Annotated in this window: 30 protein-coding genes and 1 tRNA gene; 7 read left to right on the top strand and 24 right to left on the bottom strand. The window is 53.9% G+C overall.

Annotation, left to right across the window (positions count from 1 at the left end; all coding sequences use genetic code 11):
* From ACP5J3_RS01205 to ACP5J3_RS01215, 3 genes are all read right to left on the bottom strand, one after another.
* Window positions 1–882 (bottom strand): AAA family ATPase (locus tag ACP5J3_RS01205; RefSeq protein ID WP_428493984.1); only part of this gene is annotated, 882 nt, incomplete at its 3' end.
* Between the two features lie 35 nt (window positions 883–917).
* Window positions 918–1,196 (bottom strand): elongation factor 1-beta, encoded by a 279-nt coding sequence (locus ACP5J3_RS01210; protein ID WP_428493985.1) that lies wholly within the window; start codon window positions 1,194–1,196, stop codon window positions 918–920.
* A 41-nt stretch (window positions 1,197–1,237) separates the two neighbouring features.
* Window positions 1,238–1,435 carry a zinc finger domain-containing protein gene (locus ACP5J3_RS01215; RefSeq protein WP_014289417.1) on the bottom strand — a complete coding sequence of 66 codons (198 nt, stop codon included), beginning with the start codon at window positions 1,433–1,435 and terminating at the stop codon, window positions 1,238–1,240.
* A gap of 97 nt (window positions 1,436–1,532) precedes the next feature.
* Here ACP5J3_RS01215 and ACP5J3_RS01220 point away from each other — a divergent pair.
* The 5 genes from ACP5J3_RS01220 (at window position 1,533) to ACP5J3_RS01240 (ending at window position 5,200) form a co-directional block, all read left to right on the top strand.
* Window positions 1,533–1,634 (top strand) — tRNA-Ser (locus ACP5J3_RS01220).
* 109 nt (window positions 1,635–1,743) lie between these two features.
* On the top strand, window positions 1,744–3,165 hold the full coding sequence (locus ACP5J3_RS01225; protein ID WP_428493986.1) for an extracellular solute-binding protein: 1,422 nt from the start codon (window positions 1,744–1,746) through the stop codon (window positions 3,163–3,165).
* A complete protein-coding gene (locus ACP5J3_RS01230; RefSeq protein ID WP_428493987.1) occupies window positions 3,162–3,986 on the top strand; it encodes an ABC transporter permease subunit in 825 nt (274 codons plus the stop codon). Before ACP5J3_RS01225 ends, ACP5J3_RS01230 begins: the two co-directional genes overlap by 4 nt.
* On the top strand, window positions 3,983–4,789 hold the full coding sequence (gene glcU / locus ACP5J3_RS01235; RefSeq protein WP_263246044.1) for a glucose ABC transporter permease GlcU: 807 nt from the start codon (window positions 3,983–3,985) through the stop codon (window positions 4,787–4,789). Before ACP5J3_RS01230 ends, glcU begins: the two co-directional genes overlap by 4 nt.
* A 24-nt stretch (window positions 4,790–4,813) precedes the next feature.
* Window positions 4,814–5,200 carry a universal stress protein gene (locus ACP5J3_RS01240; protein WP_428493989.1) on the top strand — a complete coding sequence of 129 codons (387 nt, stop codon included), beginning with the start codon at window positions 4,814–4,816 and terminating at the stop codon, window positions 5,198–5,200.
* Here the strand turns inward: ACP5J3_RS01240 and ACP5J3_RS01245 are convergent.
* From ACP5J3_RS01245 to ACP5J3_RS01255, 3 genes are all read right to left on the bottom strand, one after another.
* On the bottom strand, window positions 5,165–5,821 hold the full coding sequence (locus ACP5J3_RS01245) for an endonuclease V (protein ID WP_428493990.1): 657 nt from the start codon (window positions 5,819–5,821) through the stop codon (window positions 5,165–5,167). The genes ACP5J3_RS01240 and ACP5J3_RS01245 overlap by 36 nt on opposite strands.
* Entirely contained in the window at window positions 5,821–6,495 is a 675-nt protein-coding gene (locus ACP5J3_RS01250; protein WP_428493992.1) for a DUF357 domain-containing protein, read from the bottom strand. The genes ACP5J3_RS01245 and ACP5J3_RS01250 overlap by 1 nt, the downstream gene beginning before the upstream one ends.
* 136 nt (window positions 6,496–6,631) lie before the next feature.
* Entirely contained in the window at window positions 6,632–7,150 is a 519-nt protein-coding gene (locus tag ACP5J3_RS01255; protein WP_428493993.1) for a UPF0179 family protein, read from the bottom strand.
* Window positions 7,151–7,181: 31 nt separating this feature from the next.
* Here ACP5J3_RS01255 and ACP5J3_RS01260 point away from each other — a divergent pair, with 31 nt between their 5' ends.
* Together ACP5J3_RS01260 and ACP5J3_RS01265 are read left to right on the top strand one after the other, a co-directional pair.
* The gene (locus ACP5J3_RS01260; RefSeq protein WP_428493994.1) at window positions 7,182–8,096 is read left to right on the top strand and encodes a serine/threonine-protein kinase RIO2; all 915 of its coding nucleotides are present in this window, start codon (window positions 7,182–7,184) and stop codon (window positions 8,094–8,096) included.
* A 3-nt stretch (window positions 8,097–8,099) separates the two neighbouring features.
* Complete coding sequence (locus ACP5J3_RS01265; RefSeq protein ID WP_428493995.1) at window positions 8,100–9,857, top strand: DUF460 domain-containing protein; 1,758 nt, start codon at window positions 8,100–8,102, stop codon at window positions 9,855–9,857.
* On the opposite strand, the gene ACP5J3_RS01270 is transcribed toward ACP5J3_RS01265, so the two are convergent.
* The 18 genes from ACP5J3_RS01270 to ACP5J3_RS01355 form a co-directional block, all read right to left on the bottom strand.
* On the bottom strand, window positions 9,849–11,054 hold the full coding sequence (locus ACP5J3_RS01270; protein ID WP_428493996.1) for a methionine adenosyltransferase: 1,206 nt from the start codon (window positions 11,052–11,054) through the stop codon (window positions 9,849–9,851). The two genes, ACP5J3_RS01265 and ACP5J3_RS01270, sit on opposite strands and share 9 nt — an antisense overlap.
* Complete coding sequence (locus ACP5J3_RS01275; protein ID WP_428493997.1) at window positions 11,051–11,311, bottom strand: U6 snRNA-associated Sm-like protein LSm6; 261 nt, start codon at window positions 11,309–11,311, stop codon at window positions 11,051–11,053. The genes ACP5J3_RS01270 and ACP5J3_RS01275 overlap by 4 nt, the downstream gene beginning before the upstream one ends.
* 52 nt (window positions 11,312–11,363) lie before the next feature.
* Window positions 11,364–11,564, bottom strand: a complete 201-nt coding sequence (locus ACP5J3_RS01280) for a DNA-directed RNA polymerase subunit N (protein WP_014289405.1) — start codon at window positions 11,562–11,564, stop codon at window positions 11,364–11,366.
* The gene (locus tag ACP5J3_RS01285; protein WP_263245490.1) at window positions 11,561–12,001 is read right to left on the bottom strand and encodes a 30S ribosomal protein S9; all 441 of its coding nucleotides are present in this window, start codon (window positions 11,999–12,001) and stop codon (window positions 11,561–11,563) included. The genes ACP5J3_RS01280 and ACP5J3_RS01285 overlap by 4 nt, the downstream gene beginning before the upstream one ends.
* Before the next feature lie 2 nt (window positions 12,002–12,003).
* Window positions 12,004–12,567 (bottom strand): 50S ribosomal protein L13, encoded by a 564-nt coding sequence (locus tag ACP5J3_RS01290; protein WP_428493998.1) that lies wholly within the window; start codon window positions 12,565–12,567, stop codon window positions 12,004–12,006.
* Window positions 12,564–12,932 (bottom strand): 50S ribosomal protein L18e, encoded by a 369-nt coding sequence (locus tag ACP5J3_RS01295; protein WP_428493999.1) that lies wholly within the window; start codon window positions 12,930–12,932, stop codon window positions 12,564–12,566. Before ACP5J3_RS01295 ends, ACP5J3_RS01290 begins: the two co-directional genes overlap by 4 nt.
* Before the next feature lie 25 nt (window positions 12,933–12,957).
* A complete protein-coding gene (locus tag ACP5J3_RS01300; protein ID WP_428494000.1) occupies window positions 12,958–13,740 on the bottom strand; it encodes a DNA-directed RNA polymerase subunit D in 783 nt (260 codons plus the stop codon).
* Window positions 13,740–14,183, bottom strand: a complete 444-nt coding sequence (locus tag ACP5J3_RS01305) for a 30S ribosomal protein S12 (protein WP_014289400.1) — start codon at window positions 14,181–14,183, stop codon at window positions 13,740–13,742. Before ACP5J3_RS01305 ends, ACP5J3_RS01300 begins: the two co-directional genes overlap by 1 nt.
* A gap of 39 nt (window positions 14,184–14,222) precedes the next feature.
* Window positions 14,223–14,657, bottom strand: coding sequence for a NusA-like transcription termination signal-binding factor (locus tag ACP5J3_RS01310; protein ID WP_014289399.1), 435 nt, complete (start codon window positions 14,655–14,657; stop codon window positions 14,223–14,225).
* Window positions 14,650–14,955, bottom strand: coding sequence for a 50S ribosomal protein L30e (locus ACP5J3_RS01315; RefSeq protein WP_014289398.1), 306 nt, complete (start codon window positions 14,953–14,955; stop codon window positions 14,650–14,652). Before ACP5J3_RS01315 ends, ACP5J3_RS01310 begins: the two co-directional genes overlap by 8 nt.
* 40 nt (window positions 14,956–14,995) lie before the next feature.
* Window positions 14,996–16,135, bottom strand: coding sequence for a DNA-directed RNA polymerase subunit A'' (rpoA2, locus tag ACP5J3_RS01320; RefSeq protein ID WP_428494001.1), 1,140 nt, complete (start codon window positions 16,133–16,135; stop codon window positions 14,996–14,998).
* Window positions 16,132–18,786 (bottom strand): DNA-directed RNA polymerase subunit A', encoded by a 2,655-nt coding sequence (gene rpoA1 / locus ACP5J3_RS01325; RefSeq protein WP_428494002.1) that lies wholly within the window; start codon window positions 18,784–18,786, stop codon window positions 16,132–16,134. Before rpoA1 ends, rpoA2 begins: the two co-directional genes overlap by 4 nt.
* Before the next feature lie 29 nt (window positions 18,787–18,815).
* A complete protein-coding gene (locus ACP5J3_RS01330; protein WP_428494003.1) occupies window positions 18,816–22,199 on the bottom strand; it encodes a DNA-directed RNA polymerase subunit B in 3,384 nt (1,127 codons plus the stop codon).
* A gap of 34 nt (window positions 22,200–22,233) precedes the next feature.
* The gene (locus ACP5J3_RS01335) at window positions 22,234–22,461 is read right to left on the bottom strand and encodes a DNA-directed RNA polymerase subunit H (protein ID WP_014289394.1); all 228 of its coding nucleotides are present in this window, start codon (window positions 22,459–22,461) and stop codon (window positions 22,234–22,236) included.
* 138 nt (window positions 22,462–22,599) lie between these two features.
* Complete coding sequence (locus tag ACP5J3_RS01340) at window positions 22,600–24,381, bottom strand: V-type ATP synthase subunit A (RefSeq protein ID WP_428494004.1); 1,782 nt, start codon at window positions 24,379–24,381, stop codon at window positions 22,600–22,602.
* The gene (locus tag ACP5J3_RS01345) at window positions 24,378–24,944 is read right to left on the bottom strand and encodes a V-type ATP synthase subunit E (RefSeq protein ID WP_428494005.1); all 567 of its coding nucleotides are present in this window, start codon (window positions 24,942–24,944) and stop codon (window positions 24,378–24,380) included. Before ACP5J3_RS01345 ends, ACP5J3_RS01340 begins: the two co-directional genes overlap by 4 nt.
* Before the next feature lie 27 nt (window positions 24,945–24,971).
* Window positions 24,972–25,262 carry a V-type ATP synthase subunit F gene (locus tag ACP5J3_RS01350; protein ID WP_428494006.1) on the bottom strand — a complete coding sequence of 97 codons (291 nt, stop codon included), beginning with the start codon at window positions 25,260–25,262 and terminating at the stop codon, window positions 24,972–24,974.
* Window positions 25,263–25,330: 68 nt separating this feature from the next.
* Window positions 25,331–25,577 (bottom strand): CDP-archaeol synthase (locus ACP5J3_RS01355; RefSeq protein ID WP_428494007.1); only part of this gene is annotated, 247 nt, incomplete at its 5' end.

Genomic DNA, 25,577 nt, shown 5'->3' on the forward strand with positions numbered 1-25,577 from the left:
CTCCCCAGTCACCTCCTCCCGCTTTGGGGCTATGGCGTCTATCTCGTCGATGAAGATTATTGCTGGGGCGTTTTTCTTAGCCTCTTCAAATATCTCCCTCAGCCTAGCCTCAGACTCGCCGTAGTATTTAGACATAATCTCCGGCCCGTTAATCGCCACGAAGTAGGCATTAGCCTCGTTAGCCACAGCCTTAGCCAAGAGAGTCTTCCCAGTCCCCGGAGGGCCGATCAGAAGGATGCCCTTAGGCGGCTCAATACCCAAATGCTTAAAAAGCTCGGGATGTCTAAGAGGAAGCTCCACAAGCTCACGAATCTTCTGCTTAGCATCCTCCAAATCACCAATATCCTCCCAGGTAACATGCGGTATCTTGACGCCGGACACCGGCTTCTCAAAGATCTGGATCTGGGTGTCCTCCGTAATTATGAGGACCGTGTTAGACGGCTTTGTCTGAACCACCTGAAACGTAAGCGGCTGGCTCAAGACGTATATCTGCAACATATCCCCCTCCACCAGCACGTACTCCCTAAGCCTCTGCTTGATGTACTGCAAAAAGTTTGCATCAACCGCTATGGTCATGGATACGGGCGCCAGCTTCACGAAGGCGGCAGGCTTGGGGTCAACCCTCCTCACTTTTACAGTCTCGTTTAGCGAAATATCGGCGTTTTTCCTCAAGATACTGTTCATCCTAATGACACCCTTCCCCCTATCCTCAGGCAATCCATTCCACACCTTGGCCGCCGTCCTCCTCCTCCCCACAATCTCCACAACATCACCCACCACAATACCGGCCCTCTCCATAACCTCGGGGTCGATCCTAACCACGGGCCTGTTGGCGTCACGCGCCTTGCTTTCCTGCACTCTCAACTCAACCCACTCAGACACGGTTGATAAACCGATCTAGGTATAAAAACTTGCTATCAAAAACTCAGCCTCGAAAAGTACTCCAGCTCGTAGTTGCCTACGCCGTTGACCGACCGCAACAGCTCCTCCACCTCATCTGAGCTGTACTCGTCCGACTCCGGCATCCTTATGTAGAACCTAAGGGCCTTGATCCCAAAGCCAATCTCCTCCACCTCAACTTTATCCACCTTGTACTTCGGCGACAGCTTATTAATAACATTACTCTTCAACTTCTCCACATCTACCTCGACGCTGTCGGGCAGAACTCTGTAGACCAACGCAACCTCCGCCGACATGGCCTCAGCAACATATCGTGTATAAAAAGATTACCCCCAGATCAGGGACCTATAAAGCCGCACTCAGGACAGCGATACGTCACCCCAAGCTTCCTAGACCTGGCGCTTCTGATAACCGTCGTCTTGCCACAGTTAGGACAAGCAAAAACCACACCTCTCTCCAGAGGCGCCAAAACCCAGTTAGTAGTCGAGTCAGACGGCGGAGACGGCCCGTGGAACTTCGCCCCCCTAATAGACATAGACCCCGCAATGGGCCCACTATATAAAATTTTCACCCCCAGCCGAGCCCCGCCACACAAAAGACAAACTTTATAAATCGAGACATTGGTAGAAAAGGCCGGGGTGGCCGAGCGGCCCAAGGCGCGGGACTCGAGACGCGGCGTGAGAAATCCCGTCCCCGCACAGGGGGCGTGGGTTCAAATCCCACCCCCGGCGCCACTCTCCTACCCACAACTCTGGCGTTATGTTAATAACATGATACTCTATATAGTTAAAATCTCCCGCTTTATAGATTAATATTTTTAAGAACAGAGTTAACGTAGTATTTATGAAGTTGACTCAAGTAGTTGCGATTATCCTCGCGCTGGTCGTTGTCGCCGCTGTTGCATATTTCCTGGGCACCATGTCTCAGCCCCAGCAGACGACAACTACGGCGCAACCCCCTACCTCCCCAACAATCTCCGCGCCTAAGAAAATTACGTTCTACACCTGGTGGGCTGGGCTTGAGCGTTTTGCTATTGACGCTGTGATTGGCAACTTCACTAAGAAAACTGGTATACAGGTTGAAAAGACGGCGGTGCCCGGGGGCGCCGGTGTAAATGCGAAGTTTGCAATTCTTGCATTAATGCAGGCGGGTAGCCCGCCGGCGGCGTTTCAGGTGCACTGCGGACCCGAGATGCTGAGCTATATATACGTCGCGCCAAAGGGCGAAGCTAGCTTCGTAGAGCTGAGCCAAGTAGCCAAGGAAATAGACATGACGGCGCAAGCGTCAGATGTCCTCTCTGCGTGTTCGCTTAACGGGAAGGTATATGCCCTGCCAGTAAATATACACCGTGCCAATCTAATCTTCATAAATAAACAAGTCCTGGAGAAGCTGGGCGGCTCGGTACCCAAGACGCTTGAAGATTTGGTCGCGCTGTGCAGTAAGGCATCCTCAGCGGGGGTTCCATGTATGCTCCAGGCTGGCGCCGATCAATTCACTATTCTACATCTATGGGAACAAGTATTCCTAGCGGTAGCTGGCCCCCAGAAATTCATCATGTTCATGTACGGCACGCTTCCGCCTGACGATCCCTCGTTGCGGCAGGCCACAGAGACGTTCATGTCGCTGGCCAAGACGTTCCCAGCGAACTGGCCAGCTCTTGACTGGACAGGTGCAGTAGCCGACCTTGTCGCAGGTAAGGGACTAGCCCACGTAGATGGCGACTGGGTAGTTGGTCTGATATACAACGTGTATCCACAGACAAAAATGTGTCCATATACGGCGGTGACGCCTGATTGTAACATCATAGTGGCACCATTCCCAGGCACGCAAGGCATCTACAACTTAGTTATCGACTCGGTGGCGGTGCCGGCGGGCGGTCCCACGACAGATCTAGGAATTCAGTTTGTGAAGTTCTTCGCAGGTCCAGAAGGCCAGTCGATATTCAACCCACTGAAGGGATCTATAGCGGTGTATAAGAACATAGATCCGTCGATCTACCCCACCTCTATACAGCGGTGGGAGGTTGAGGAGTATAGGGGGGCAAAGGCCTACGTCTTTAGTCTCACACACGGAGCTCTGTTTTCAGACGTGTGGCAAACACTTATGCAACAGTCAATAGTGCTCGTCCAGACCGGTAGATCAGATTTGTGGTACGACACACTGGCAAAAGCGCTGGGGACCGAGCGCTCTCTATGGAAAGACACCTGGTACATGGGCGCGCCGGGGAAGCCCTTCGGCGGCTACAACCCGCCCTGGGTTAAATGAGAATATCACTAATATTTTTTTCCATCCCCCTTTTCTTAACGACGGCGTTTCTCTACGTCTTTATAGCGTGGAATCTATACTACTCATTTACCAACTACTCAGTGCTAAGCCCCGACTACCAATTCGTGGGACTGGCCACGTACTCACAACTATTTTCAGACCCGCTATTCCAGACTGCGCTGGTTAAGACGCTTCTTTGGATCTCTGTATTAGTCGCTCTTGGCAATTTAGTGGGCCTCTTGACGGCGTCGCTGATCTACAACATAAATAATGCACGTGCTAGGAATATCCTCACGGCGTATTTCATATACCCCCTATCGATCTCACTCGTGGCGTCTGGTATAATATGGCGTTGGCTACTTGACGCAGATAGGGGAATCGGCTGGTTTTTGGGCAACCCACTCCAAGGCGAGAACGCGTTCTGGAGCATAGCACTAGTCTCCGTCTGGGTTTATTCCGGGCTCGCCACGTTGTTCTACCTTGCGATGTTTTATAACGTGGATAAGTCTCAATTAGAGTCTGCGCAGATAGACGGAGCAGGGCGGCTTTACACAATGCTGAGGGTCGTCATACCCCAGTCAAAACAGAGCTTGATAATATCTACAATATTTTTCACTTTATTCTCTATACAGATGTTTGATCTACCATATTCAATACTATTTATAAATCCTAATATTATGACATTGGTTATGTACACCTTTATGAAATTCACTGCATTTTATTTAGCGGTGGCAAGCGCCGCCGCTGTAGTAATCCTAGCTCTGTCGGCCGTCATAGTAATTCCCTACTCCCTGTTCGGATTAAAGAAATGGATAAGATGAAATTTGCCATATATCTCGCCATATTGGCGCTGGGGGCTCTCTGGGCCCTCCCCCTGTATGTATTAGTAATCGGCGCATTAAAGCCTTTATCGGAAGTGTTGACAACGCCGGTCTTTATGCCATCTCTAAATGTGGATCTAGCCACGTTAAGCAAAGTGGCCGGGGAGCTGGCCCCAGTGTTGCTCAACACGACTATAGTAGTTATCCCTACGGCTTTAGGCGCCACCCTCATCGGCGCCTTGGGGGCGTACGCCCTTTGGAGAGCTACCACCAAGTTAAAAGACGTGTTGCTCATACTTGTGGCTGTGTCTACTTATCTACCATACCAATCGGCAGTGGTCCCACTCGCGCGCTTCATGACACAAATAGGTCTATTTGACACCCTATATGGCATAGCCCTAGGCCTACTCATCTTCTACATACCCTTTGCCACGTTAATGATGTTGATATTCATAACAGCCCTTCCACGGACGGTTGTAGAAGCCGCTGAGGTTGACGGCGCTGGCGAGTTCGCCATATTCACAAGAACGGTGTTGCCCCTCTTAGGTCCAGCATTCGCGTCGACGGCCACCTATTTGACGATCAATGGGTGGAATAACTTCTTCATACCGCTTGTGCTCTCTAGAACTTACAACAATCACATAACGCTAAAGGTCTTCAGCTACGTGGGGCAGTCTGGAAATCTCTATAACGAGATGTTCTCTGCGGCCCTCATAGCATCACTACCTCCGCTACTGCTCTTCATAGCGCTGGGGAGATACTTCATCCGGGGGTTGCTGGTTTTGGGATCGGGAGGAAAATAAATAAGTGGATACATTCTAATCTACATGTATAAGAAAATTCTAGTTGCTTACGACGGCTCAGACCACGCCAAGAAGGCGATTGAACACGCCGTAGCTCTCGCAAAAGCCTTTGGGGCCTCTATACATATTATAACGGTTGCCACAGACCCCTCGCAGATCTCCCTAGAGAAGGCCGGGAGAATAGCGGGGGAGGCCGCAAAGGCCGTGCAGTCACAGGGGCTACAGGTGGGGGAGGTCGCTGTCAGGTCGGGGACGCCGGCAGACGAAATTCTGAACTACGCCGAGGAGAAGGAGGTTGATCTAATAGTGATGGGGTCACGCGGCCTCTCCGCACTGCAACGCCTGGTGCTGGGCTCGGTGTCGCAGGCGGTGGTCTCAAGGGCAAGAGTCCCCGTACTCGTCGTGAGATAACGCCCCCCGGCGCCACGCCTTTTTCATAACCTGGGTAAGGTCATGGGCCGCTTTCAGCGGGTAGACATCCCCCCCTCTGCAGAGATCCTCCACCAACCTCACGGCGTCGGAGAGAGTTGCGTGCGACCCCACCGAAACGTATCTCTTCCCTCCGCAGTTCACCACCTTAGCCAAGACCTCTCCCGTCTCCGGGTCTACCACCACGTCGCCCTTTTCTACTCCGTAGAGCCTTGACTTCGCGACGCCTATAGTAGGCTTCCCCAGGACAACCCCTAGGTGTGAGGCGATTCCGAACCTCCGCGGGTGGGCCACGCCGTGGCCATCCACGAGAATTACATCTGGCTTGGCCCTCAGCTTCATGTAGGCTCTAAGCATAGGGGTTAGCTCTCTAAAGGCGAGGAACGTGGGGACGTAGGGCACGACGCTTTTCGTAACAGAACACGCCCTATCCGCCACCGAGAGATCCGCCAACCTGACTGCGACGGCGGCGCCCAGCGCCGTGTCTCCTACATACGCCACATCAAGACCCGCCACGATCTCCACAGGCGGGAGGGGTAGAAACACCACCCTACCGGCGAGCCGCTCCTGGACACGCCGCGCGGCTTCTATGTTGAGGGGCATTAATGCGTAAATGTGGAAATAATCTTTTCAATTATCCGCGTGGTGCTACAGAGCTCGCACTGCCTAAGCTCGTCCACCCTCGCCACCTCCACCTCCACGCCCCGCCTCCTAGCCTCTTCCTTCACCACGTCCTCAGACACATGCTGGTTAGGCCCCAGGAGGACTACGTCGGGCTTAACCATGTGGAACACGTCGAAAATATCGCCGGGCCGCCCCAGCACCACCTCGTGGACATAGTAGAGGGAGGAGAGAACCTCGGCCCTCTGCCGCTGAGGCACCACAATCCTCCGCCTCTTTATTTTTTCAGCGTTTTCATCTGAAGACACAACTGCCACGACGTAGCCAAGCTCCCACGCCTTCTTTAAATACGACAAGTGGCCGGGGTGCAGGATCTCGAAGGTGCCTGCCACCATCACGGTTCTGGTATTCTTAATCTCGCTGGGCCTCTTCCAGACGAAGTCGGCCACCCCAATAAGTCTCAAGGCGTCGAGAAGGCCCTCCGCATACGAAACAGTGGCTAACGCCGTCTCCCGATCACCTACGGAGTAGTAGTACTTAGAGTCCTTTAGATACGCCCGCGCCAGATCTACAAGATTTCTATAAGCCGGGTCTTTCAAAACGAGGCTCCCCAAGGCCTCCTCAAGGTTCTTAATATATACAGCTACTCTATCCACAGTGAGGCGAAATGCGACACTTAAAACATTTAAAGAACGCGCATTTGACCCCACATGGCTGATGAGACATACGCAGTCGCTGGCAGATTAGTAATGCGTCTAAGAGAGGCGGAGAAGCTCGCCGCGGAGGGGAAGGTCACCGAGGCGAGGAATGTTTTGAAAGACGTCGTGAAGGAGGCGCGCGAGAGGGGGCTGGAGAAGCCGCTGAGGCATTTGATACTAAGAGTGAAGGCGGAGATACGACGTAGAACTCGACAATAGCAAAATCCCTATTTCCACACCTCCTCCTCCCCAACACCTTGACCACCTTTATCTTCTCCCCCCTCTTCACGCCCTCCGAGGGACAGCCCTCGCATCCAGCGCACTCCTCCTCAAAAGTCACGACGACCCCCTCCAGGGCCTTGTTTATGGGGAGCAGGCCAACCAGAGGCGCCTCCTCCACCACCACGGGCACCATCTCGCCGCCAGTTATCTTACAACGCTGGCCCATCGAGGGCCTCAACTCCACTACCCTGTAGCTCCTGCCCGGCGTCAGCCTGCCCAGACACACGGGGAAGAGTCTACACTCTCTGCACTCGTCTGGGATGCTGACTACGCGGAATCTGTGGCCCACCTCGGCTTGCTCCTTTGCGACTAGGGTGACCACCCGCCTCATTGTCTTAAATATCCTAAGTCAATATTTAACTGTGATTAAAAGCGTCGTCGAGGCCTACCGTAGCCTTGAGAAACGTGACCTCCGGATATTGAGGATAATAGAAGCCGGGCACAGACGCCATGAGTTTGTCCCCGAGGAGCTTATAGCGAGGTGGGCCAGATACAGGAGAGAGGAGGTTTTGGACAGCATTAAGCGCCTACACTACCATGGTTTCCTTAGGAGGAACGTGGCGCCGTACAGAGGGTGGAAAATCACGGCGTTGGGCTACGACGTCCTTGCGCTACACACACTACGCATGCAGCGCAAGATACTGAGGCTCTCCCCCACTCCCATCGGCGTGGGCAAGGAGTCCGTGGTGTATGCAGGCGAAACCCCCTCAGGCTTTAAAATTGCGGTTAAATTCCACCGCGGGGGCGTCTCCGCCTTTAGATACGAGGAGTTGTTCAGGTCGAGGGTGGCTAAATTCAGCCACTTGGAGGATGTGTTCAACACGAGGCTGTCGGCCGCCGCCGAGTTCTTCGCACTGTCAAAGATATTTGAAGGCGGCGGCCTCGTGCCCGAGCCCATAGCGCACAACAGACACGTAGTCGTGATGAGCTACATAGAGGGAGTCGAGCTATACAAACTTACAGGTGGAGATTTCAAAAAAATTGCAGACGACGTGCTCCACACAATCAAAGTAGCGCTGAGCCTCGGCATCATCCACGGCGATTTGTCGCCATACAACATACTCGTTGGAAAAAGGAGCTTTGTCATTGACTGGCCTCAGTGGGTCCCCACAAGCCACCCAGAGGCCAGGCGCTACCTACAGCGCGACATTGCGAACCTGTCTGCGTTCTTCGAGAAGCGGGGCGTGGAGATTCCGCTGGAGGAGGCGCTTGACATAAGATATATAGACAGCGCCAGGGAATTCTTTAAAGAAATAAATAAAATGGGGTTTCTATAGCACGTGGCGGTTTTAGGCGTCGACATTGCGCCGGGGGGCTTATTCGCATATGCAGTATTTGAGAACGAAGAGGTGGTGGAGAGGGGTGTTGGAGATGTCCACCGCCTCGCCCAGCTATTTAAAAAATACAAGATAGAAACACTTGCCGTCGACAACCTGGGCGAGTTGTTTCAATATGGAAAGCCGGTGGTGAGGTTGCTCGGTAAACTGCCGTATGTGGTTAACGTGGTGGAGGTGACGCGGGAGGCCGAGGGCTACGTAAAGATGGAGGAGTTGGTGGGTAGATACTTCGGAGTTGAGAAGGGGCATCTCGACCCGCTTGAGACGGCGGCGTATCTCGCGATGCTGGCCCGCCGCGGCGTCGGCGCGCCGGTTAAGCTTTTCGAGGAGGAGACTATTATACTAATTCACAGGAGGATCTCGACGACTCCTGGAGGCATGAGTAGAAACCGCTACATGCGAAACGTCACCCACAGAATAAAGGCCATCGCCTCAAAGATAGAGGCAAGGCTAAAAGAGGCGAGGCTCGACTACGACCTGTTTCTAAAAGAGGAGTCCGGCGAGGTTACTTCGGCGAAATTCGTCGTGTATGCAAACAGGGAGGTGGTGAGGAGGTATGTAAAGCCCATGCGGAGCATAGACATAGCCGTTGCCATATTCTCAGCCCCCGCCAGGGGCGGGAAGGCGCCGGCACGTGAGCGTTTTCTCATAGTGGGCGTTGACCCCGGCGTGGTGACTGGAATAGCCGTGATGACGCTAGACGGCGAGGTGTTGGATACAGTGGCTCGCCGCGGCTTCTCCCGCGGAGACGTTTTGAGATACGTCAGCCAGTGGGGGGTACCTGTGCTAGTGGCCACCGATGTCGCCGAGGCGCCCGACTTCGTGAGACGTCTTGCGACCATGTGCGGCGCGGCGGTCTACACGCCAGGCCGCGACTTAGCGTCTGAGGAGAAGGCCCAGATACTTGAGAAAATTAGGTGGAGGGCGGTGACTAGCCACGAGAGAGATGCGCTGGTTGCGGCTTACAGAGCCTACCAGGAGTATAGACCTAAATTCGAGAAGCTTGAGAAGGAGTTTGGTAGCATACTGAAGTTCGACCAGCTTGAATACGCCAAGGCGCTGGTGGTCCGTGGGTATTCCATAGCCCAGGCGGTGTCTGAAGCTTTAAAGAGGCGTGAGGAGAGGGAGGTCCGGGTGGTGTACGTCACAGTGGAGAAGCCGTGTGCCGCAAGAGACGAGAGTTTAGCCACCCGGCTTAAGGCGCTTGAGTATGAGAATATGCAACTGCAGAAAGAGCTTGAGGAGTTGAGGAGAGAATACGCCCAGCTACGGCGCGCTTTTGACGATGCCAAGTGGCGCGACGCGAAATACAGAGAGCTACAAAGCAGAATAGAGGCGCTGTCAGCCCTGGTGGCAGAAAAGGAGAGGGAGGTCGAACTGCTTAAGAAAACCTTCGTGGAGGTTCTGGCCAGCTACGGCTCTAGGTATAGGCTTCTGCATGTGTCGGAGGTGGTGGACTGCAGAGGTGGCGAGGCGGTGGGCACCATCTGCAGAAACATAGACAGTGTGGATGACGCAGTTGCCAGAGGTACGATAGGTGTGCCGTTGCGCCAAGTCGCTAAACTCCAACTAGGCGACTTCTACGTAGTGGATTTAGACATGGTGAGGCAACTGACGGAGCTGGTGAAGCAACGCCTAGAGAAGAGAGAAGTCGTCGATATCAGAAAGATAGTAGAGCAGTACCGCCGGGGGTTAGTATAGAGACACCTCGCCTCTGAGTATGCTGTCGGTAACCCGCGTTATTGCCCCAAGCTCCTCCCTAGCTATAGCCTCTATCTCGTTTTTCATCTCTCCGGTGAGCTCCCCCTCTTTAATAATCTCGATATTGAGGATCTTCGGCTCGTTGATCGGCTTCCCAATCTGAGACACGATTTCTACATATACCTCGACTACGTTCACCTCTTTGTATATCCTCTCCGCGATTTTCTGAGCCACCACGTTGTATATCTTGCCCACGTGGCTGACCGGGTTCTTACCCGCGGCGGCCTCTAGAGACATGGACCTCATCGGCGTAATTAACCCATTGGCCCTGTTGCCCCTGCCGGTCATGCCGTCGTCGCCGTGCTCCGCGGATGTCCCAGTCACCGTTAGGTAAAAGATGTCGTGCTCAGGCTTGTCTGCTGCGTTTACCGTAACATCCACCTTGAGGTCCGGCGCCACCTTGGCGGAGAGATCCTCAACGGCGTTTTTCACCTCTTCTTTAACAGAGAGGTAGTGGCTCTTGTCCTTCACAAGCCTACTAATCATAGCCGCCGCGATTGTCAACTTCACCTCATTTCCCACCCTCACCCCCATCACCTTCACGTCTTCGCCAACCTCGGGGTACTTGGACTTGAAATCTCTGGAGTTCAGCAACCGCTCTGTTTTGTACACCAACTCCTCCAGCGGGGTCAGGGGCGCGTAGCCCACGCCGACCGAGGTATCGTTGGCAAGCGGCACCCCCTTGACGCCTAGCTCGTAAATACCAACGAGGTCAGCTGAGCCCTGTCCAATTCTGTAGTCAATAATAACGTGGGAGTCTGGATCTAGGTACCTGAAGTGTTGCCTTATCCAATCCCTAGTTGCCTGCACCACCACGGGGCCCAGCGGGATTTTCACAACCCCATCCATAGTCCTGACTTCGTAGGTGGCCCTCCCAGAGACCAAGATGTATATAGGCTGTAGAACCTCGCCGCCGCCGAAACGCGGCGCGGCCTGGCCGCCAACCACAAGCGTCTTGTCGACATTGTGGTGGAGAATTACGCCAAACCGCTCTAGATAGTACTTCGACAGATATCTACTAACCCACTCCGACACGCCGTCGGCTATGTAGTCGGGGTGCCCCTGTCCCTTTCTCTCAACTATTTCCACAAGCCGCTTAGCTACAGGCTCCCTGTCTACCTTCCCCACTACTATCATGGCGCCACCTCGCTGGCAGATACGTATATTACCTGGGACCCCCTCACGACAATTCGCCCATACCGCGTCACCGGCTCTCCCGACTTATCCAACTCGGCGGCGTCATCCAGTACAAGATTCATACATCCATCGTACGCCGTTAAAACTCCCCTGACCGCCACGCCGCCTTTAAGCCTGGCCACGATCTCCTTATTCAACATTTTGGTTAGTACCTTGACTGGAGAGGGTAGCTTCACTTGTTGGGGCGTTTTCGACATGGCTAAGGCCGTATTTAGCAATATATAAAATTTAGCTCTAGAAACGCGCCGCTCAGATACGCTTTTCGTATACAAGGAGATCTTCAATCCACTCCACGTGCGCCATCAAAGTCCTCCTGCAGCAATACCTAGTCACGCCTAGGCTGTCGAACACCGCGCCTGGATGCTCCCCGGCGAGCACCCTCTTCTTGAAAACTGCGTATAAATGGCCCAGCGGTCTGCCACAGGTAAAGCAACGAATTGGGATAATCATCTATAGGCCTTCTGCCTCTTACTTCTCGCGTGCTTTATCCCGGGCTTCTTTGGCTCGGTACGTCTGGGGTCGCCCTTTAACATATATGGGTCATATTTTTCATACAGCTCCTTCAGCTCTTGGCTTTGGAAAAAGGCCACGAGTCCCCTCGCTATGGCTATCCTCACGGCCGTGGCTTGCCCCATGTAGCCACCGCCGGAAACATTTACATCTATATCCACCTTCTTAGCTAGATCCCCCGCCAGCACCAAGGGCTCGCTCATTTTTACCCTTGCCATTTCTATCGGCCACAGCTCTAGAGGATAGCCGTTGATCCTAACCCGGCCAATGCCGGGTTTTAAAACGGCCCTAGCCACGGCAGTCTTCTTCTTACCGACAGAAATAACAACTCTAGGCGCCTCCTGTAGCACCTTGGCGCCGGACGTGCCCGCCGACATACCTATCTGCTAGAAGCCTGTTTTAATTTTTTACCCCAAATCTCTACGGCCTTCCTCCACTTTTCCCAGGAGGCGGGGTCGACACTACGCCACACCTCCTCCAGAGTTATATACTTCAACAAGGGCCTCACCCTAAGCCTCGCATCGGGAACCTCGTATGCTACCACCCGCTTTCTTTCAAACATCTCAATGGGGATGGACATGTACACCCTCAACCTCTTCAAAGCCAAGCGCCCGCTTTCCACGTCCTTGGGCAACATCCCCCGCACAACTCTCTTAAACACGCGGTCGGGTCTCCTCGGGACTTTAGGCCCCACCTTCTCTGGGTTGTAGTGAGTACGCCACTCCCCTATCCTCCTCTTAAACCACTCAACAACCATCTTCTCGTCGCCGGTTACCACAAGCTTCTCTGCATTAATCACAACAATCCGCAGACGCGGCTTCTCAAGTAATGTCTTGGCGATGTACGTGGCGAGCCTACCCATCACATGTCCCTCTGCGTCTATAACCACCTCGCCGTCTTCCGGGAGCTTAGATATATCTAGAGTTTTCTTAACAATATTCATACCACCACCCTCACCCCGCTCCCCTTTGGAAATCTTCTCACAAGCTCCGGAATAGTCAACACCTCCCCGCCCGCCTCCGCCACCTTCTGAGCCGCCTTGGGAGATACGCTGACCGCCGCCACCACCACCCTCTTGTCAAGCCGCCCGCCTCCAAGTAGCTTACCAGGTACCACCACCACCTCACCCTCGCTCACCACCCGGCCCAACTTCCCCACATTTACAACTACCCTCTGCCTCCTAGGTCTCTCGATAAACTCCGCCACGACCCTCCAAATATTTGCAGAATTAGCTCTCGCAGCCTTCCTTAGAAATCGGCTCAGCATCCTCAACTGCCTATTTGTCGGTCCTGTTGGATTAGGAGGCATACCGTCACCCCGAGTTAATCAGTATTTAAAGTTTCTCCAGGACAGATGCCTTGCGGGGAAGCTCCTCGGCAAAAAAGGCGAACTTCTTCTTTAAAATTCTAAATGCCTCCCTCAGTGCGGTCTCCACATCGTAATTACCATAAGACTCTATCCAGAAGACGTACTTATTCCTCTCCCACGCGACCTCCAGCCCGTCTTTACACAAATTTTTACACGTCCACGCCTTATTAAACGTGCACTCAATTGGATCCTCAAGCTTGGCGCAGATCTCTCTACACCTCTCTCTACACTCCTCATTTCTCACCTCTACACGGGGGTAGTAGTAATAGCTGGCCAACGCCGCTTGCCACTTGGCGTGGTCTCTCGCGACACCCAGCTTTGCATATGCCTCCAATACTATGCTCTGCCCCTTGACTAGTTTTACTATCGGAATGTCTTTATACACGGGTGCGACGTCCGGCCTCTCAGAGACGAGATCTCCAGAATAGACGGTTAAGTCCCCGTCTGCCGTTACCTGCAAGGTCAGCCTGGCGCTGCACTCAGACGGATCGGCGAGGCCGGAGACACAGTCCTCTATCGGCGGAAGGGCGCTAAGCGGCGTCGTCAGGGGGATTAGGCCGAGTCTGTGCGCCAGCATCTCGTCGTACATGACAGAGGTGTTGTTTACCACGACGACGGAATCTATCGCCATGACGGGTAGCTCGGAGATAATTACCCTTCTAAGCGAGTTGATGAGAGTGGGGGCAACCCCCTCCACTACAGCCTTTAAGAAAAGTCCCGACTTCTCAACAACCCGCGCCTGGGGCATTACCTAGTCGGTTTCTGCTTCTTGCCGCGCCAGATAGCCCAGAGCGAGACGCCGTTGACCTTAATTACCTTAAACCTAACGCCCGGTATGTCGCCGAGCGACCTCCCCTCGGGGCCGCCGATGCGCTCAATTACCACCTCGTCGTGCTCGTTTATATAGTTTAGGCTACCGTCCAGCGGCACGAAGGCGGTCACAACCTTGCCGTTCTTCACCAGCTGGACTCTCACACATTTACGAACGGCGGCGTTGGGCTTCCTAGCCTCGACGCCCACCTTCTCAAGGACTATACCTCGCGCCATGGGGGCGCCCTCGAGAGGGTCGTACTTCTCAACAAGACCTAACATCTTACGCTTGTAAGTCACGTCGTTCCACTTAAATTTCTGCCTCTTTCTTTTCAGCTTTCCACCTGCAAATAGCCCATACGGCGATTTTTTACCAGGCACGCACCTGTGGCAACAGTCGGTTAATAAATTTTACAACGCCTACGCCAGAATTATCTTCTCAATGTCGTAGTAACGCCTCGCCAGCAACTTAGCCCTTGCAATGTTACGGCCGTTTTTACCAATTGCCACGCCCTTGTCCTCAGGGGCGACGGTTGTAATAGCCACCTTCGCCCCAGAGGGGGCCTTTGTCACCTTTACCATAATTACCTTGGCGGGGTAGAGACTGTTTTTTATCAACTCTTCGGGCGAGTCGCCGCTCTCTACAATTTCCACATCTTTGCCCACAATCTGCCTCAGCATCTTGACGTTTGACCCACCCCTCCCCACGGCGATGGCCGCCTGGTTTTTCTGAACAACGTAGATAATCCTCGAATACTCGGGGTCGATGACGACGTCGATAGGCGTAACCCCGGTAATGCTTTCAAAAAGAGTGGCGTACCTAATCTCCTCCTCTGTGAGCCTAATGTCAGGCATGCTCAGCTAATTTCAAAATCTCGCTCTGGCCGGGGTCTATAACGGCCAGGGCCATAATTTTATGCGGCCTTTTAGCAACAGCGCCGAGCTCAATGCTGGATCCCGGAAAAACAAAAATCGGCACGCCGGCCAGCTTAGCGTAGTACTCTATATCCTCCTTCGCCCACTTAGGCGCGTTGGCCGCCAGTATAACCAGCCTGGGGGTGCCTGCCAGTATTGCCCTCTTAGTTTCCTCAAACCCCATAACTATCTTGCCGGTGTTAATCGCTACTTGGAGCTCTCTACCTATGTCAATCACGTTGCTCAGGTGAAAGAAAGCTTTAAAAAGATTTATGCACCTAGAACTGCATCAAGAGGCGGACAATGCCTGTGCCTATTGGGACGTATTTGCCAGCTATTATGCTCTCCACGACGCCTTTGAACTGCTCCTCCTCGCCCCTCACAGACGCCTCTATGAGAGTCTTCACCGTCACCTCAAAAGCCGCGCGGGCGAGCGGCGACTCCTTGGCGCCCACGACGCCGTGGCGCCCTATCGGCCTCAGCCTACCCGACCAGGTCATGGCGTCAGCAACCATGTACATATGTCTAATGTCTACGTCCAAGCCTTGCTCCTCCAACACACGCTTAATCTCCTGCGCCACCAGGGCCCTCGTGGCCTCTATCCCCAATACCTCTTCAACCTCGTGGAGATCGTTGCTGTATGTCCTAGTCGGGTCGACCTCCTCCAGCTGAAGCACGGCCTCTAAATTTGTCCCCTCTGTGACTATATACCACTCGTCGTTTTTGGAGTCGTACTGAAGCACCACCTTCCTCACTCCCTTGATGCCTGATATCTTCGTCTGAAGGACCTTGTCCCTAATCTTTCTCATCTTGAGGATGTCGGGCGTGGTGAGAGACACGGTGATTGTGTGCCCGCGCATGGATATAGAGACGTCCTTCCCCCTCGCCTTGGTTACGATCTTCTCCACGTCCTTCACGCTGAGCCCCCGGTACCTCAGCTGGTCCTGGTCCAGCACTATCGTTATGGCGCCGGCGACGTAATCCACATCAACCTCTTTAGCCAGCATCTCAAGCGTCACCTGCTGGATCTTTTTCGCCACATCCTCGGCGGCCTCTCTACTCTTGTTATGCGGCGGCTTTAGGTAGATGTACATCAGCGGAGTGGAGGGGTTCCGCCTGGCGTCCACCACCTCTATAAGCCTCGGCAGGCCCCTGGCCATGGAGAACTCCCTCAGCCCCGCGTAGTGGAAAGAGCGGAGGATCATCTGCGTGCCCGGCTCTCCTATGGACTGCGCCGTAACTATACCAATAGCCTCCCCGGGATCCACCAGCGACGTGGCGTACAGCTTCAAGACTCGGTATATAAGCCTCAGGGCTTTTTCATCATCTAGATCCCTCACAGCGTTCTCCACTTCTTTATACAGCGGTTGCGGCAAAACCTGCGAGACTCTGGCTAACAGCTCTTGTTTCGACATCATCTTATCGACATCTTAAGCGACTTTATATCGGTAACCCTGCCGTGGTCTGAGCGGCTAACGTCCACGCCGTCTTCGCCGTACAGCAGTTGGAGAAGCATGGCCCCGCCGAATCTGACGGTGCCGTCGTAGGCTACATAGGCATCTTGAAGCGCGTTTATGAGACGCCTCTGCATATAACCTGACTGCGCCGTACGCACAGCCGTATCTATCAACCCGTCTCTCCCAGCGGCGGCGTGGAAGAAGTACTCAACCGGCGTAAGGCCGCATCTAAAACAGCTCCTCACAAAGCCGCCGGAAAACGCACCTATGTCTCCCACGGGAAAGTGGGGTAGAGTCCTAGTCCTAAAGCCGCGCCTAATTCTCTCGCCTCTTATCGTCTGCTGTCCCAATGTAGCCACCATCTGTACTATATTTACGATGCTCCCCCTCGCCCCCGTCTTCGCCATTAGGTAGCCCTCAGAGTTTTTATCAATATTTTTCTCAACCACCACCGCGGCGTCCTCGCGAACTCTTGATAGTATCTCGGTCACCTTGTTTTCAAACGTCTCCTCCACGGTGAACCCTGGCATCGCCTCCAGCCGCCCGCCTCTATACTCGCCGATAAGGCTCTCAACCTTCTTCAAGCTCTCTTCCACTATCTTGTCGATCTCTTCATAAGCCTCGGGCGGTATATATATGGAATCCATGCCGAATGTGAAGCCCCGCAGATCTAGATACCTCAGGAAGAGCCGTAGCGAGGAGTCTAGCCACTGTCTGGCCACCTCGGGCGGATAGTCCCGGGCGATTCTATGCCAGAGCGAGTCCACCTGCTCCGCACCGATCGACTTCTTGTCAAGCACGCCCTTCACCATGTAGCCGTTGATAATTATAATCCACTCGTCAGTGGAGCAGGTGTAGGCATCTTGGCATCTGGACTTAAATGCCGTGGGTTGCACCCAGTTGAGGTCCCTTGGAAGGAAGTGGGAAATTATCTGCTTCCCAGTCCACAGCTCCACCGGGTGTAGAATCGCGGGCTCCGGCGGGTCCTCACCCGATTTGCCGGCCCCCAGCAGGAAGGCGACCTCCTTCTTGGTTAAGAAGGTAGTTTTAAGCGACAGCAGGTAGGCCCCTATGATGTAGTCTTGTCTTGCGCCAATTATGGCGCCTCCGTAGCGTGGGGTGATAATATGTCTCTCTACCAACATCAACGTCCTAGCCTCAGCCCTAGCCTCCTCTGTCTGCGGCACGTGTAGATTCATCTCGTCGCCGTCGAAGTCGGCGTTATACGGCGGGCAGACAGCCAGGTGGAGCCTAAAAGTTCGGCCGGGCAACACCTTGACTAGGTGGCCCATTATTGAAACTCTGTGTAGACTCGGTTGCCGGTTGAAAAGCACAATGTCGCCATCTATCAAGTGCCTCTCCACGATCCAGCCGGGGGATAGCCTCTCGGCGAGTGTCTTCCTGTCCTTGACGTAGCGCAAGTCGATCCTCCGGCCCTCTGGCGTAATGACGTAGTTAGCACCTGGCCAAGTCTCAGGTCCTCTAATGACGTACTCTCTCAAGACGTCTACATTCCACGCAGTTACCCTCTCCGGCACGGTCAACACCTTAGCTATGTCATAGGGCACCCCCACCTCGTTTATGCCTATATGCGGATCTGGGCTTATCACGGTGCGTGCCGAGTAGTTCACACGCTTGCCGGAGAGCGAGCCTCTGAACCTCCCCTCCTTCCCCTTCAGCCTCTGTGCAATCCCCTTGAGGGGCCTCCCGCCTCTGTGCTTAGCCACGGGGATGCCCGGCAGCTCGTTGTCGAAATAAGTAGCTACGTGGTACTGCAACAAATCCCACAAGTTGTCAACTACGTTAGTAGGAGCGCCGGTCTCAATGGCAATTTTCAACTTCTCATTCATCCTAATGATATCAACGAGCTTGTGCGTCAAGTCGTCCTCAGACCTAATCCCAGTCTCGAGCTGTATAGACGGTCTCACATGTGGAGGCGGGACGGGCAGAACTTTCAAAACTGCCCACTCCGGCCTCGCCACAGAGGAGTTTATTCCGAGGAGCTCCAAGTCCTCCCCAGGCACCTTGGCCAGTCTCTCCCTCAAAATCTCGGGGTCAAGCTTCACCAAGGCGCCGTCTTCAGTCTCCTCGTAGAAATAATACGGCCGCTCGAACCTTATCTTGTTCTTCTTGTAGCCGCAGTGGGGGCACGTCACACGCTCGGCGGCCTTCTTCCTAATCTTCTCGTGAAGGTTTTGCGCAAGTAGCCTCCACCTCTTCTTAAGCTTAGTAAGCCTCTCTCTGTACCTCTCTATCTCCTCGTCCTTAAGCATTATACGCCCGCAGTTGGGGCAAGTGGTTCGCAGAATGTCGTAGATAACGCGGGCGAACCCCACATGCACCACAGGCTTGACTAATTCAATATGGCCGAAATGCCCAGGACATACGTCGTGTGTTTGTCCACATGTCTCGCACCGCGCCCCCGGCTCAGCCACCCCAAGCCGCCTGTCGGCAATCCCCCCACGCACCGGCAGGCCACCCTCGTCATACACTTCAGAAGTCGTGACCTCCATCACTGAGTATTTCCTAATAATCTCCGGGCTGAGGACGCCGAACTTGATAGACTTAATTACCTTTCTAGGTATAGTATCAAACTCCTCTCTTAACGACACGGCGTCTAATATAGTTCAGTATAAAAAATTTAATCCAAGACCTCGGAAAGCTCAATTTTTGGATATATGCCAAGGGCTATCAACTCTTGTAGCAACAATTTAAATGCGTATGGCACCACCACCTTGGCGAACTGGCCAGTGTCGCCATGTATTGGACATCTAGGCTTGTTAGACTTGGCGTCTAGATACGCCGGGAGGCCGCAGAGTTCGCATACATACATTACGTACTTGTCGCTCGACTCGACGAGCCTCTCGTACAGAAGGGCAGAGGCGCCGTGTGCTATGAGGACGTCGCGCTCCATCTCGCCCAGCCTGAGGCCGCCCTCGCGGGACCTCCCCTCGGTGGGTTGCCTTGTCAAGATCTGCACGGGGCCCCTCGCCCTTGCGTGTATCTTGTCGGCAACCATGTGGTGGAGCTTCTGGTAGTAAACAACTCCGATAAAGATGTCGGCCACCAGCCTCTCGCCAGTTATGCCGCTGTACATAACCTCCTTGCCATCCCACTTGTAGCCTAGCTTCAGCAACAACTTTCTCAAGTCTTCCTCCTTCACCCCCTCGAAGGGGGTGGCGTCTACGAGATGCCCCGTGGAGGCGCCTACCTTGCCAGCCATGCTCTCCAGTAGTTGCGCCACAGTCATGCGCGAAGGCAGAGCATGTGGGTTGACAATAATGTCGGGAACTATGCCGTCTTCTGTAAACGGCATGTCTTCATGTCTCAGCAACATCCCCAAGACGCCTTTCTGCCCGTGGCGGGAGGCAAATTTATCCCCAAGCTCGGGGATCCTTAACTCCCTCAGCCGCACCTTGACCAGCTTATTGCCCTCCGGAGACTCGGTGACAATCACCCTGTCCACAATGCCCCTCTCGCCGCGCCTAACTGCGACTGAGGCGTCTCTCCGCTCCTTGAGAATACGCTCGGCCTCCAGCGTCGTGTAAAACCTGGGGGGAGACGTCTTGCCGATGAGAACTTCGTTACTACTCACATACACCTCCGGCGGCGCTATGCCGTCCTCGTCTAAGTGGCTATACGCCTCGGGCCCTCTATACCCCTTCACCGAGCTGTCCGGTATCTCAATTCTATCCTCCTCGCCCCCGGGGTACTTCTGCTCCTCTGTCTCGTAGGTTCTGTAAAACACAGAGCGGAACATGCCCCGCTCCACCGATGCCTTATTCAGTATGACGGCGTCCTCGATGTTGTAGCCGGTGTATGTGAGTAGCGCCACAACGGCGTTCTGGCCAGCCGGCCTCTTGGAATAGCCGACGAGCTCCAAGCCGCGGGTCGTCACTATCGGCCTCTCTGGGTAGTACAACATGTGGCCACGGGAGTCTAGCTTGTAGAGCAGGTTGGACTGCGGCAGACCCAGCGACTGCTTCGCCATGGCGGCCTCGTACTGATTACGCGGAGATTGGTTATGCTCAAGGTAGGGTATTATGGAGGCAACCGCGCCGAGTATAGACGAGGGAATAATCTCAACATGTGTATAGTTGGTCAGATCCACATGTGGATCCGTCGCGATGTGGGCATTCTCCTCCTCATCAGCATCCAAGTACTCCACGATGCCCATCTTCACTAAGTCGTCCCAAGTCAAATCACCTCTCTTAACCCTCTCAACCACCTCCTTGGTTAGCTTTAATTTACCATCTTCAACCACGAGAAGAGGCCTCCTGATGCGGCCTCCGTCCGAGTTCACGTACACAACTCCGTTCAACACGGCGATGTTGATTTCGTCGCTTATCTTGCCCTGCCTCCTAAGCCCCCTAACTGCGGCTGCCAGCTCATCTGGGTTGGGATGCACGCCGATGAGCCTCCCGTTTAGGTACACCTCGGCGCCGGCTACCCCCTCATCCCTTGCCTTTAAGATAGGGACGACGCCCATTCCGTACAGCATCTGCTCAACCTCCCCCTCATCTACGCCCGTGGTGATCTCCGCGAGGAGTGCCAAGTTCTTTACAAGGCCGACGTTTTGACCCTCCGGCGTCTCCACCGCGCAGAGCCTCCCCCACTGGGTTGGGTGCAAATCACGCGCCTCGAAGTGGGGCTGAGTCCTGGAGAGAGACGACACAACCCGCCTAAGATAACTCAGCGTCGATAGGTAGTTCGTGCGGTCTAGTATCTGCGACACGCCGGTCTTGCCGCCGACCCAGTTCCCAGTGGCGAGGGCCTGCCTAACACGCTCAGTAATTATGTCGGGCCTCACCACCGTCTGTATATGAGGTATCCTCCCCCTGGCGTAGTACTTCTCCAACTGGCTCTTCAGCTCCTGGAGAAACTGCTTAAACACGGTGCGGAATAGCTGAGTCATCAAATCCCCGACGAGACGCACCCTCTTGTTGGCCACGTGGTCCTTGTCGTCGGGCTTCCTCCTGCCCAGGTGTAGCTCCACCAGCCCCTTTACTATCTGCCCAAGCATCAACGCCTTCTTCAACCTAATCTCCTGTTGTCTCTTCTCGTCGGCCACCGTCGTGCCGAGGTGAGGCAGGAAGTACCTGTCTAGCAACTGCAGAGCACGCTCAACTCTCACAGGCCTGGGTTGCCCCACGGCCACCTTACCGCCGATGAAATCCAAGGCGTCTTCTCTAGTGATGGCTATCTGGTTAGCCGCTATCAGCGACGGGAGAAGCTCCTTCTGAATCTCAGGGTCGTCCGACACCGCCTTGACAACCTCCTCATCTGTCTCAAGGCCAAGGGCCTTCATGTATATGGGGAATGGTATCTTGACAGGCATCGCCGAGAGCGTGGCGTAGATCACGCCGTCTCGGCTGAACTCCACAGTTAAGGTGCTCCTATACCCAATGCCGGTGGAGATGGTCTTGGCCAGATACCTAACCGAGGGCTTGTCGCCCTTGTCGTAGATAGGCCTATCAGCGACGAGGTCCTCCTGCGATATAATTACCCTCTCGCTACCATTTATTATGAAGTACCCCCCGAAGTCCTGCGGATCCTCGAACCTCTTCGCATATTCACTAGCCCTCAGCCTAGTTAAGTTACAGCGCTTAGACTTAACCATAATGGGTAGCTCTCCGACGTAAAAAGTCTCGGTGGCGTAGGGCTCGTCATCGACGTAGAGAGTCGCAGTTAGGTACAGAGGGGCTGAGTAGGTGGCGTTGCGGAGCCGCGCCTCCATGGGGTATATCAACGACTCGGAGCCGTCACTCTCCTTAATCCTAGGCCACCCTACCTCAATCCTCTCCAACACCAGCTTAAGCCCCTTAATCTCAGTTTCCACAACCTTGAAATCCTCAACAATTCGAGGTAGCTTCTTATCCAAGAAATCGTTAAAAGACTTAATTTGGTGGCTAGCCAGCCCCTTATCCTTAATAAACCTCTCCACCAAGATCCACCTGTCATCCCTTGTGGGGAACCCCCCGTCTGAGGGCGAGGTAATTACAGGCAACGGGAGGAGATCAACCATTGCCCCCCCAGAGAGTGAAGTATAAAAAGTTTAATTACCCCGGCACCACTAGGCGATAAGCCACCGCCTCCCCAGCCGTCGGCGACTCCCTAACAATCTTAAGCACATCCCCCGGCTTAGCCCCAGCTAATTGAGCCAAGGGGTCGCTGGATCTAATCCACGGGAGTTGCCAAGGCCTCAGCCTCAGCCTCCTCAAGAGTTCCCTCGCCTCCTCTTTTGGAACCACAGCAACCTCCTTGACACCTAGAGTGACTCTGCCCACGCCGTCCTACGCCAAGAAGTATAAAAACATTTCAATACACCAACGACGTAGTTAAACCCCACGACACTCCTACAGTCATAAAAATCATAAACGCGCAGACCATCAGCGCGTCCTATTAAGTGAAAAATGCCGCTACGTCTATGCCTTTTTACCTGCGGCTTTCCTTATATCGGCAATAAGAGACTCTATGAACTTAGTCAATTCTTCTTTTGCAACATCGTTATTAATTTCCATTCTGAGCCTTGGTAGTCTCTTGACAGTGTCTAATTCTCTCAATACCGAGGCTGCAACGCCGGCTTCGATGGCCTTAAGACCCTCCTCATAGTAGGTGTAGATAGCTTTCATCAACAAGAACTGCTTGACTGGCGCCGATGGCGTGTCCACTGGGTTGTAGGCGTCTTGCTTTAGGAAGCCCTCCCTCACCATAAACGCCACGTTTAAGATATGCTTCTCGTACTCGCTCAACGCCTCGGTGCCGAGAATCCTCACGATTTCCTGCAACTCAGCCTCCTTGACCAGAATAGACTGCAGTGTGTCCCTAATCCTTCTCCACTCCGGCGCCACGTTCTTAGACCACCACACCTCGACCGTGTCCACGTACCTAGAGAAGGCAACTAGCCAGTCAATAGCCGGGTAGTGGCGGCTGTAGGCCAGCCTAGGCGACAGCGGCCAGAAGGCCCCAATGAAGCGGAGGGTATTTGACGTAACCGGCTCGGTGAAGTCTCCGCCAGGCGGGCTGACTGAGGCGGCTATGGTGAGCGACCCCACCCGCTCTTTGCTACCTAGCAACACGACGCGCCCGGCCCTCTCGTAGAACTCCGCCAGTCTAGTCGGGAGGTAGGCCGGGTAGCCCTCCTCAGAAGGCATCTCGCCTATGCGGAGAGCCACCTCTCTCATCGCCTCGGCCCAGCGAGACGTGGAGTCGGCTAGAACCAACACGTCGTAGCCCTGGTCGCGGAAATACTCGCCGAGAGTCGTGCCCATATACACCGAGGCCTCCCTAGCCGCCACCGGCATGTTTGAAGTATTAACGATAATCGTCGTTCTCTCAAGCAGAGGCCTCCCGGTGGTGGGGTCCTTCAGCTTTAACAAACCCTGCAAGGCGTCTGCAGCCTCATTGCCCCTTTCGCCGCACAGCACCGGGATTATGAACCTGCTCTGTGCAAACATAGACAAGGTTCTTATCATGACAGTCTTGCCAGAGCCGAAGGGGCCGGGCACAGCGGCGGCGCCGCCCTTGGCGATTGGGAACATGGTGTCTACTACACGGACGCCGGTTATTAGAGGCTCCACCGGCGGGAGCTTCTCCCTGAACGGCCTAGGTCTCCTCACAGGCCACTTATGCCACATCTTCACCTCGATAACTCCTCGCTTGGTCTTAACTCTGGCGATCACGTCGTCAACTTTATACTTCCCGTCGGCCACCCACTCCACCACGCCAGGGGCGTGGTCAGGCAACGGCGGGTAGAGGATGTAATGCGTCATTAGCTCGGTCTCCTTTACGGAGCCCAGCACATCTCCAGGTTGCACCTCCTCCCCCGGCTTTACCGACGGCTTGAAGTCGAACTCGGCCTGCAGGTCTAGGGGAGGCGCCTGGTCGTAGCCTATGCCCCTGGCTATGAACGGGTTTTTGGAGATCTCCTCGATGTTTTTCAAAGGTCTCTGTACACCGTCGTAAATCTTGCCAATTATAGTTGGCCCGAGCCACGCGCTGAGAGGCTCGCCAGTTCTCTCCACCGGCTCCCCCGGCTTCAGTCCTGTGGTATCCTCGTACACTTGTATAAACGCCTTATCGCCCTGGACTCTCACCACCTCGCCGAACAGCTTAATCTCGCCTACGAAGACAAGCTCGTAAAGCCTGGCGCCGGGTAGGTCAGCCTTCACAACGGGGCCTGAGATGTATTCAATTTTGCCGCTCATCGTGTCTCGAGGTATAGGAGGTGTTTTAACTCTTCCAGCTTGTTATTAACTATCGACTCGATAGAGTAGTCAACCGCTATTCTGCCATCCCGCGATGTGACTATTACCCCGCCCTTTATGTCCCTCTCGCCTATTAAACCGGTGAGGCCAAGATTCCTCGCGATGACTTCAACGACCCCTCTGTCCTTAGGCGAGGCGTATATAATAACATCGCTGGACTGTATATATCTCACGGCGTCCTCCACGAGTTTAGTGAGAAATTTCACATATCTCTCTGAACCTCTTATTTTATCTACCTCCTCATAAAGCGCCTCAACCAAGTCTTTGAGAAGCTGTTCATAAGTTTCCGCCAACTTCTTTCTTGAACTTACCACGGCGTCGTAGAGAATACGCTCACGTTCTAGAGCAACTTCACTTTCTACATTAGTAATCTGTTCTGAAAATTTGTTAAGAGAGGCATTGGCATCCCTCCTAATCCTAGTCTCGATTTCTATAACTAGGTTCTTCTTTAATTCTTCAAGTTCCGTAATTTTGGAACGTATTAAGTCTTCGAAAAGCGACATAAGGGCATCTTTTTAACAACTTTTAAATTATCCGCCCAAAACCTGCCTCACGATCTGTAGATAATTTACCTCCCGCTCCATGCCCTCCTCTACGCTCGGCACCTCAACCACAAGCTTACGAGGATTTCTCATCCTTATCTCATCTAGCTCCTTCCTAATAACCCGCGCTATTTTAGAAGTTATGAAGATGGCGTCATACACATCGAGATTTTTCACTACGAAGTTAAGCGCCTCCGCCGAGTCCTCGACGGGCCTGCCCTCAAATCCCATTAGCTTAAATAAGGCCACTGTAGTTCTGTCGCCAATTACGATATGCATAGCTAGAAGCAAAATAATTAATTAATAAACTTTGGACGTTCTTAGAGAGGCGATACGTGAACGTCCAGTCACCACGGCTCCCTCTTCAGCTTAAGGACGTACGCGGCGTAGTTAGTGGCCCTGTGTATAAGGGGGGTGATTATCACGGCCGCCAGTATGTAGATAGGCGGGATCTCTGCGTATAGGCTGTATACTAGGAAGGCTGTTAGGAGAAAGTCTAGCTGATCAAGCGGGAAGGCTGGGTATCCCCTCGGCATGCAGAGCCTCCGCTTTATGAACGCGCCTAGGAGGTCGCCGAGCACCGCCGCCGTCGAC

It is taken from the genome of Pyrobaculum sp. (assembly GCF_049971835.1).
Classification (GTDB): domain Archaea; phylum Thermoproteota; class Thermoprotei; order Thermoproteales; family Thermoproteaceae; genus Pyrobaculum.

Bases quoted from the DNA above. Each gene is read 5' to 3' on its own strand.
- ACP5J3_RS01210 (WP_428493985.1), bottom strand. From the start codon at position 1,196: ATGTCGGCGGAGGTTGCGTTGGTCTACAGAGTTCTGCCCGACAGCGTC.
- ACP5J3_RS01270 (WP_428493996.1), bottom strand. From the start codon at position 11,054: ATGATAGTAGTGGGGAAGGTAGACAGGGAGCCTGTAGCTAAGCGGCTT.
- ACP5J3_RS01340 (WP_428494004.1), bottom strand. From the start codon at position 24,381: ATGAGCGGCAAAATTGAATACATCTCAGGCCCCGTTGTGAAGGCTGAC.
- ACP5J3_RS01225 (WP_428493986.1), top strand. From the start codon at position 1,744: ATGAAGTTGACTCAAGTAGTTGCGATTATCCTCGCGCTGGTCGTTGTC.
- ACP5J3_RS01345 (WP_428494005.1), bottom strand. From the start codon at position 24,944: ATGTCGCTTTTCGAAGACTTAATACGTTCCAAAATTACGGAACTTGAA.
- ACP5J3_RS01245 (WP_428493990.1), bottom strand. From the start codon at position 5,821: ATGCCCCTCAACATAGAAGCCGCGCGGCGTGTCCAGGAGCGGCTCGCC.
- ACP5J3_RS01280 (WP_014289405.1), bottom strand. From the start codon at position 11,564: ATGATTATCCCAATTCGTTGCTTTACCTGTGGCAGACCGCTGGGCCAT.
- ACP5J3_RS01255 (WP_428493993.1), bottom strand. From the start codon at position 7,150: ATGAGGCGGGTGGTCACCCTAGTCGCAAAGGAGCAAGCCGAGGTGGGC.
- ACP5J3_RS01310 (WP_014289399.1), bottom strand. From the start codon at position 14,657: ATGCCTGACATTAGGCTCACAGAGGAGGAGATTAGGTACGCCACTCTT.
- glcU (WP_263246044.1), top strand. From the start codon at position 3,983: ATGAAATTTGCCATATATCTCGCCATATTGGCGCTGGGGGCTCTCTGG.
- ACP5J3_RS01230 (WP_428493987.1), top strand. From the start codon at position 3,162: ATGAGAATATCACTAATATTTTTTTCCATCCCCCTTTTCTTAACGACG.
- ACP5J3_RS01300 (WP_428494000.1), bottom strand. From the start codon at position 13,740: ATGCCCCAGGCGCGGGTTGTTGAGAAGTCGGGACTTTTCTTAAAGGCT.
- ACP5J3_RS01330 (WP_428494003.1), bottom strand. From the start codon at position 22,199: ATGGTTGATCTCCTCCCGTTGCCTGTAATTACCTCGCCCTCAGACGGG.
- ACP5J3_RS01275 (WP_428493997.1), bottom strand. From the start codon at position 11,311: ATGTCGAAAACGCCCCAACAAGTGAAGCTACCCTCTCCAGTCAAGGTA.
- ACP5J3_RS01285 (WP_263245490.1), bottom strand. From the start codon at position 12,001: ATGTCGGCGGGCACGTCCGGCGCCAAGGTGCTACAGGAGGCGCCTAGA.
- ACP5J3_RS01215 (WP_014289417.1), bottom strand. From the start codon at position 1,435: ATGTCTATTAGGGGGGCGAAGTTCCACGGGCCGTCTCCGCCGTCTGAC.
- ACP5J3_RS01295 (WP_428493999.1), bottom strand. From the start codon at position 12,932: ATGCCTCCTAATCCAACAGGACCGACAAATAGGCAGTTGAGGATGCTG.
- ACP5J3_RS01290 (WP_428493998.1), bottom strand. From the start codon at position 12,567: ATGAATATTGTTAAGAAAACTCTAGATATATCTAAGCTCCCGGAAGAC.
- ACP5J3_RS01350 (WP_428494006.1), bottom strand. From the start codon at position 25,262: ATGCATATCGTAATTGGCGACAGAACTACAGTGGCCTTATTTAAGCTA.
- ACP5J3_RS01240 (WP_428493989.1), top strand. From the start codon at position 4,814: ATGTATAAGAAAATTCTAGTTGCTTACGACGGCTCAGACCACGCCAAG.
- rpoA2 (WP_428494001.1), bottom strand. From the start codon at position 16,135: ATGATGTCGAAACAAGAGCTGTTAGCCAGAGTCTCGCAGGTTTTGCCG.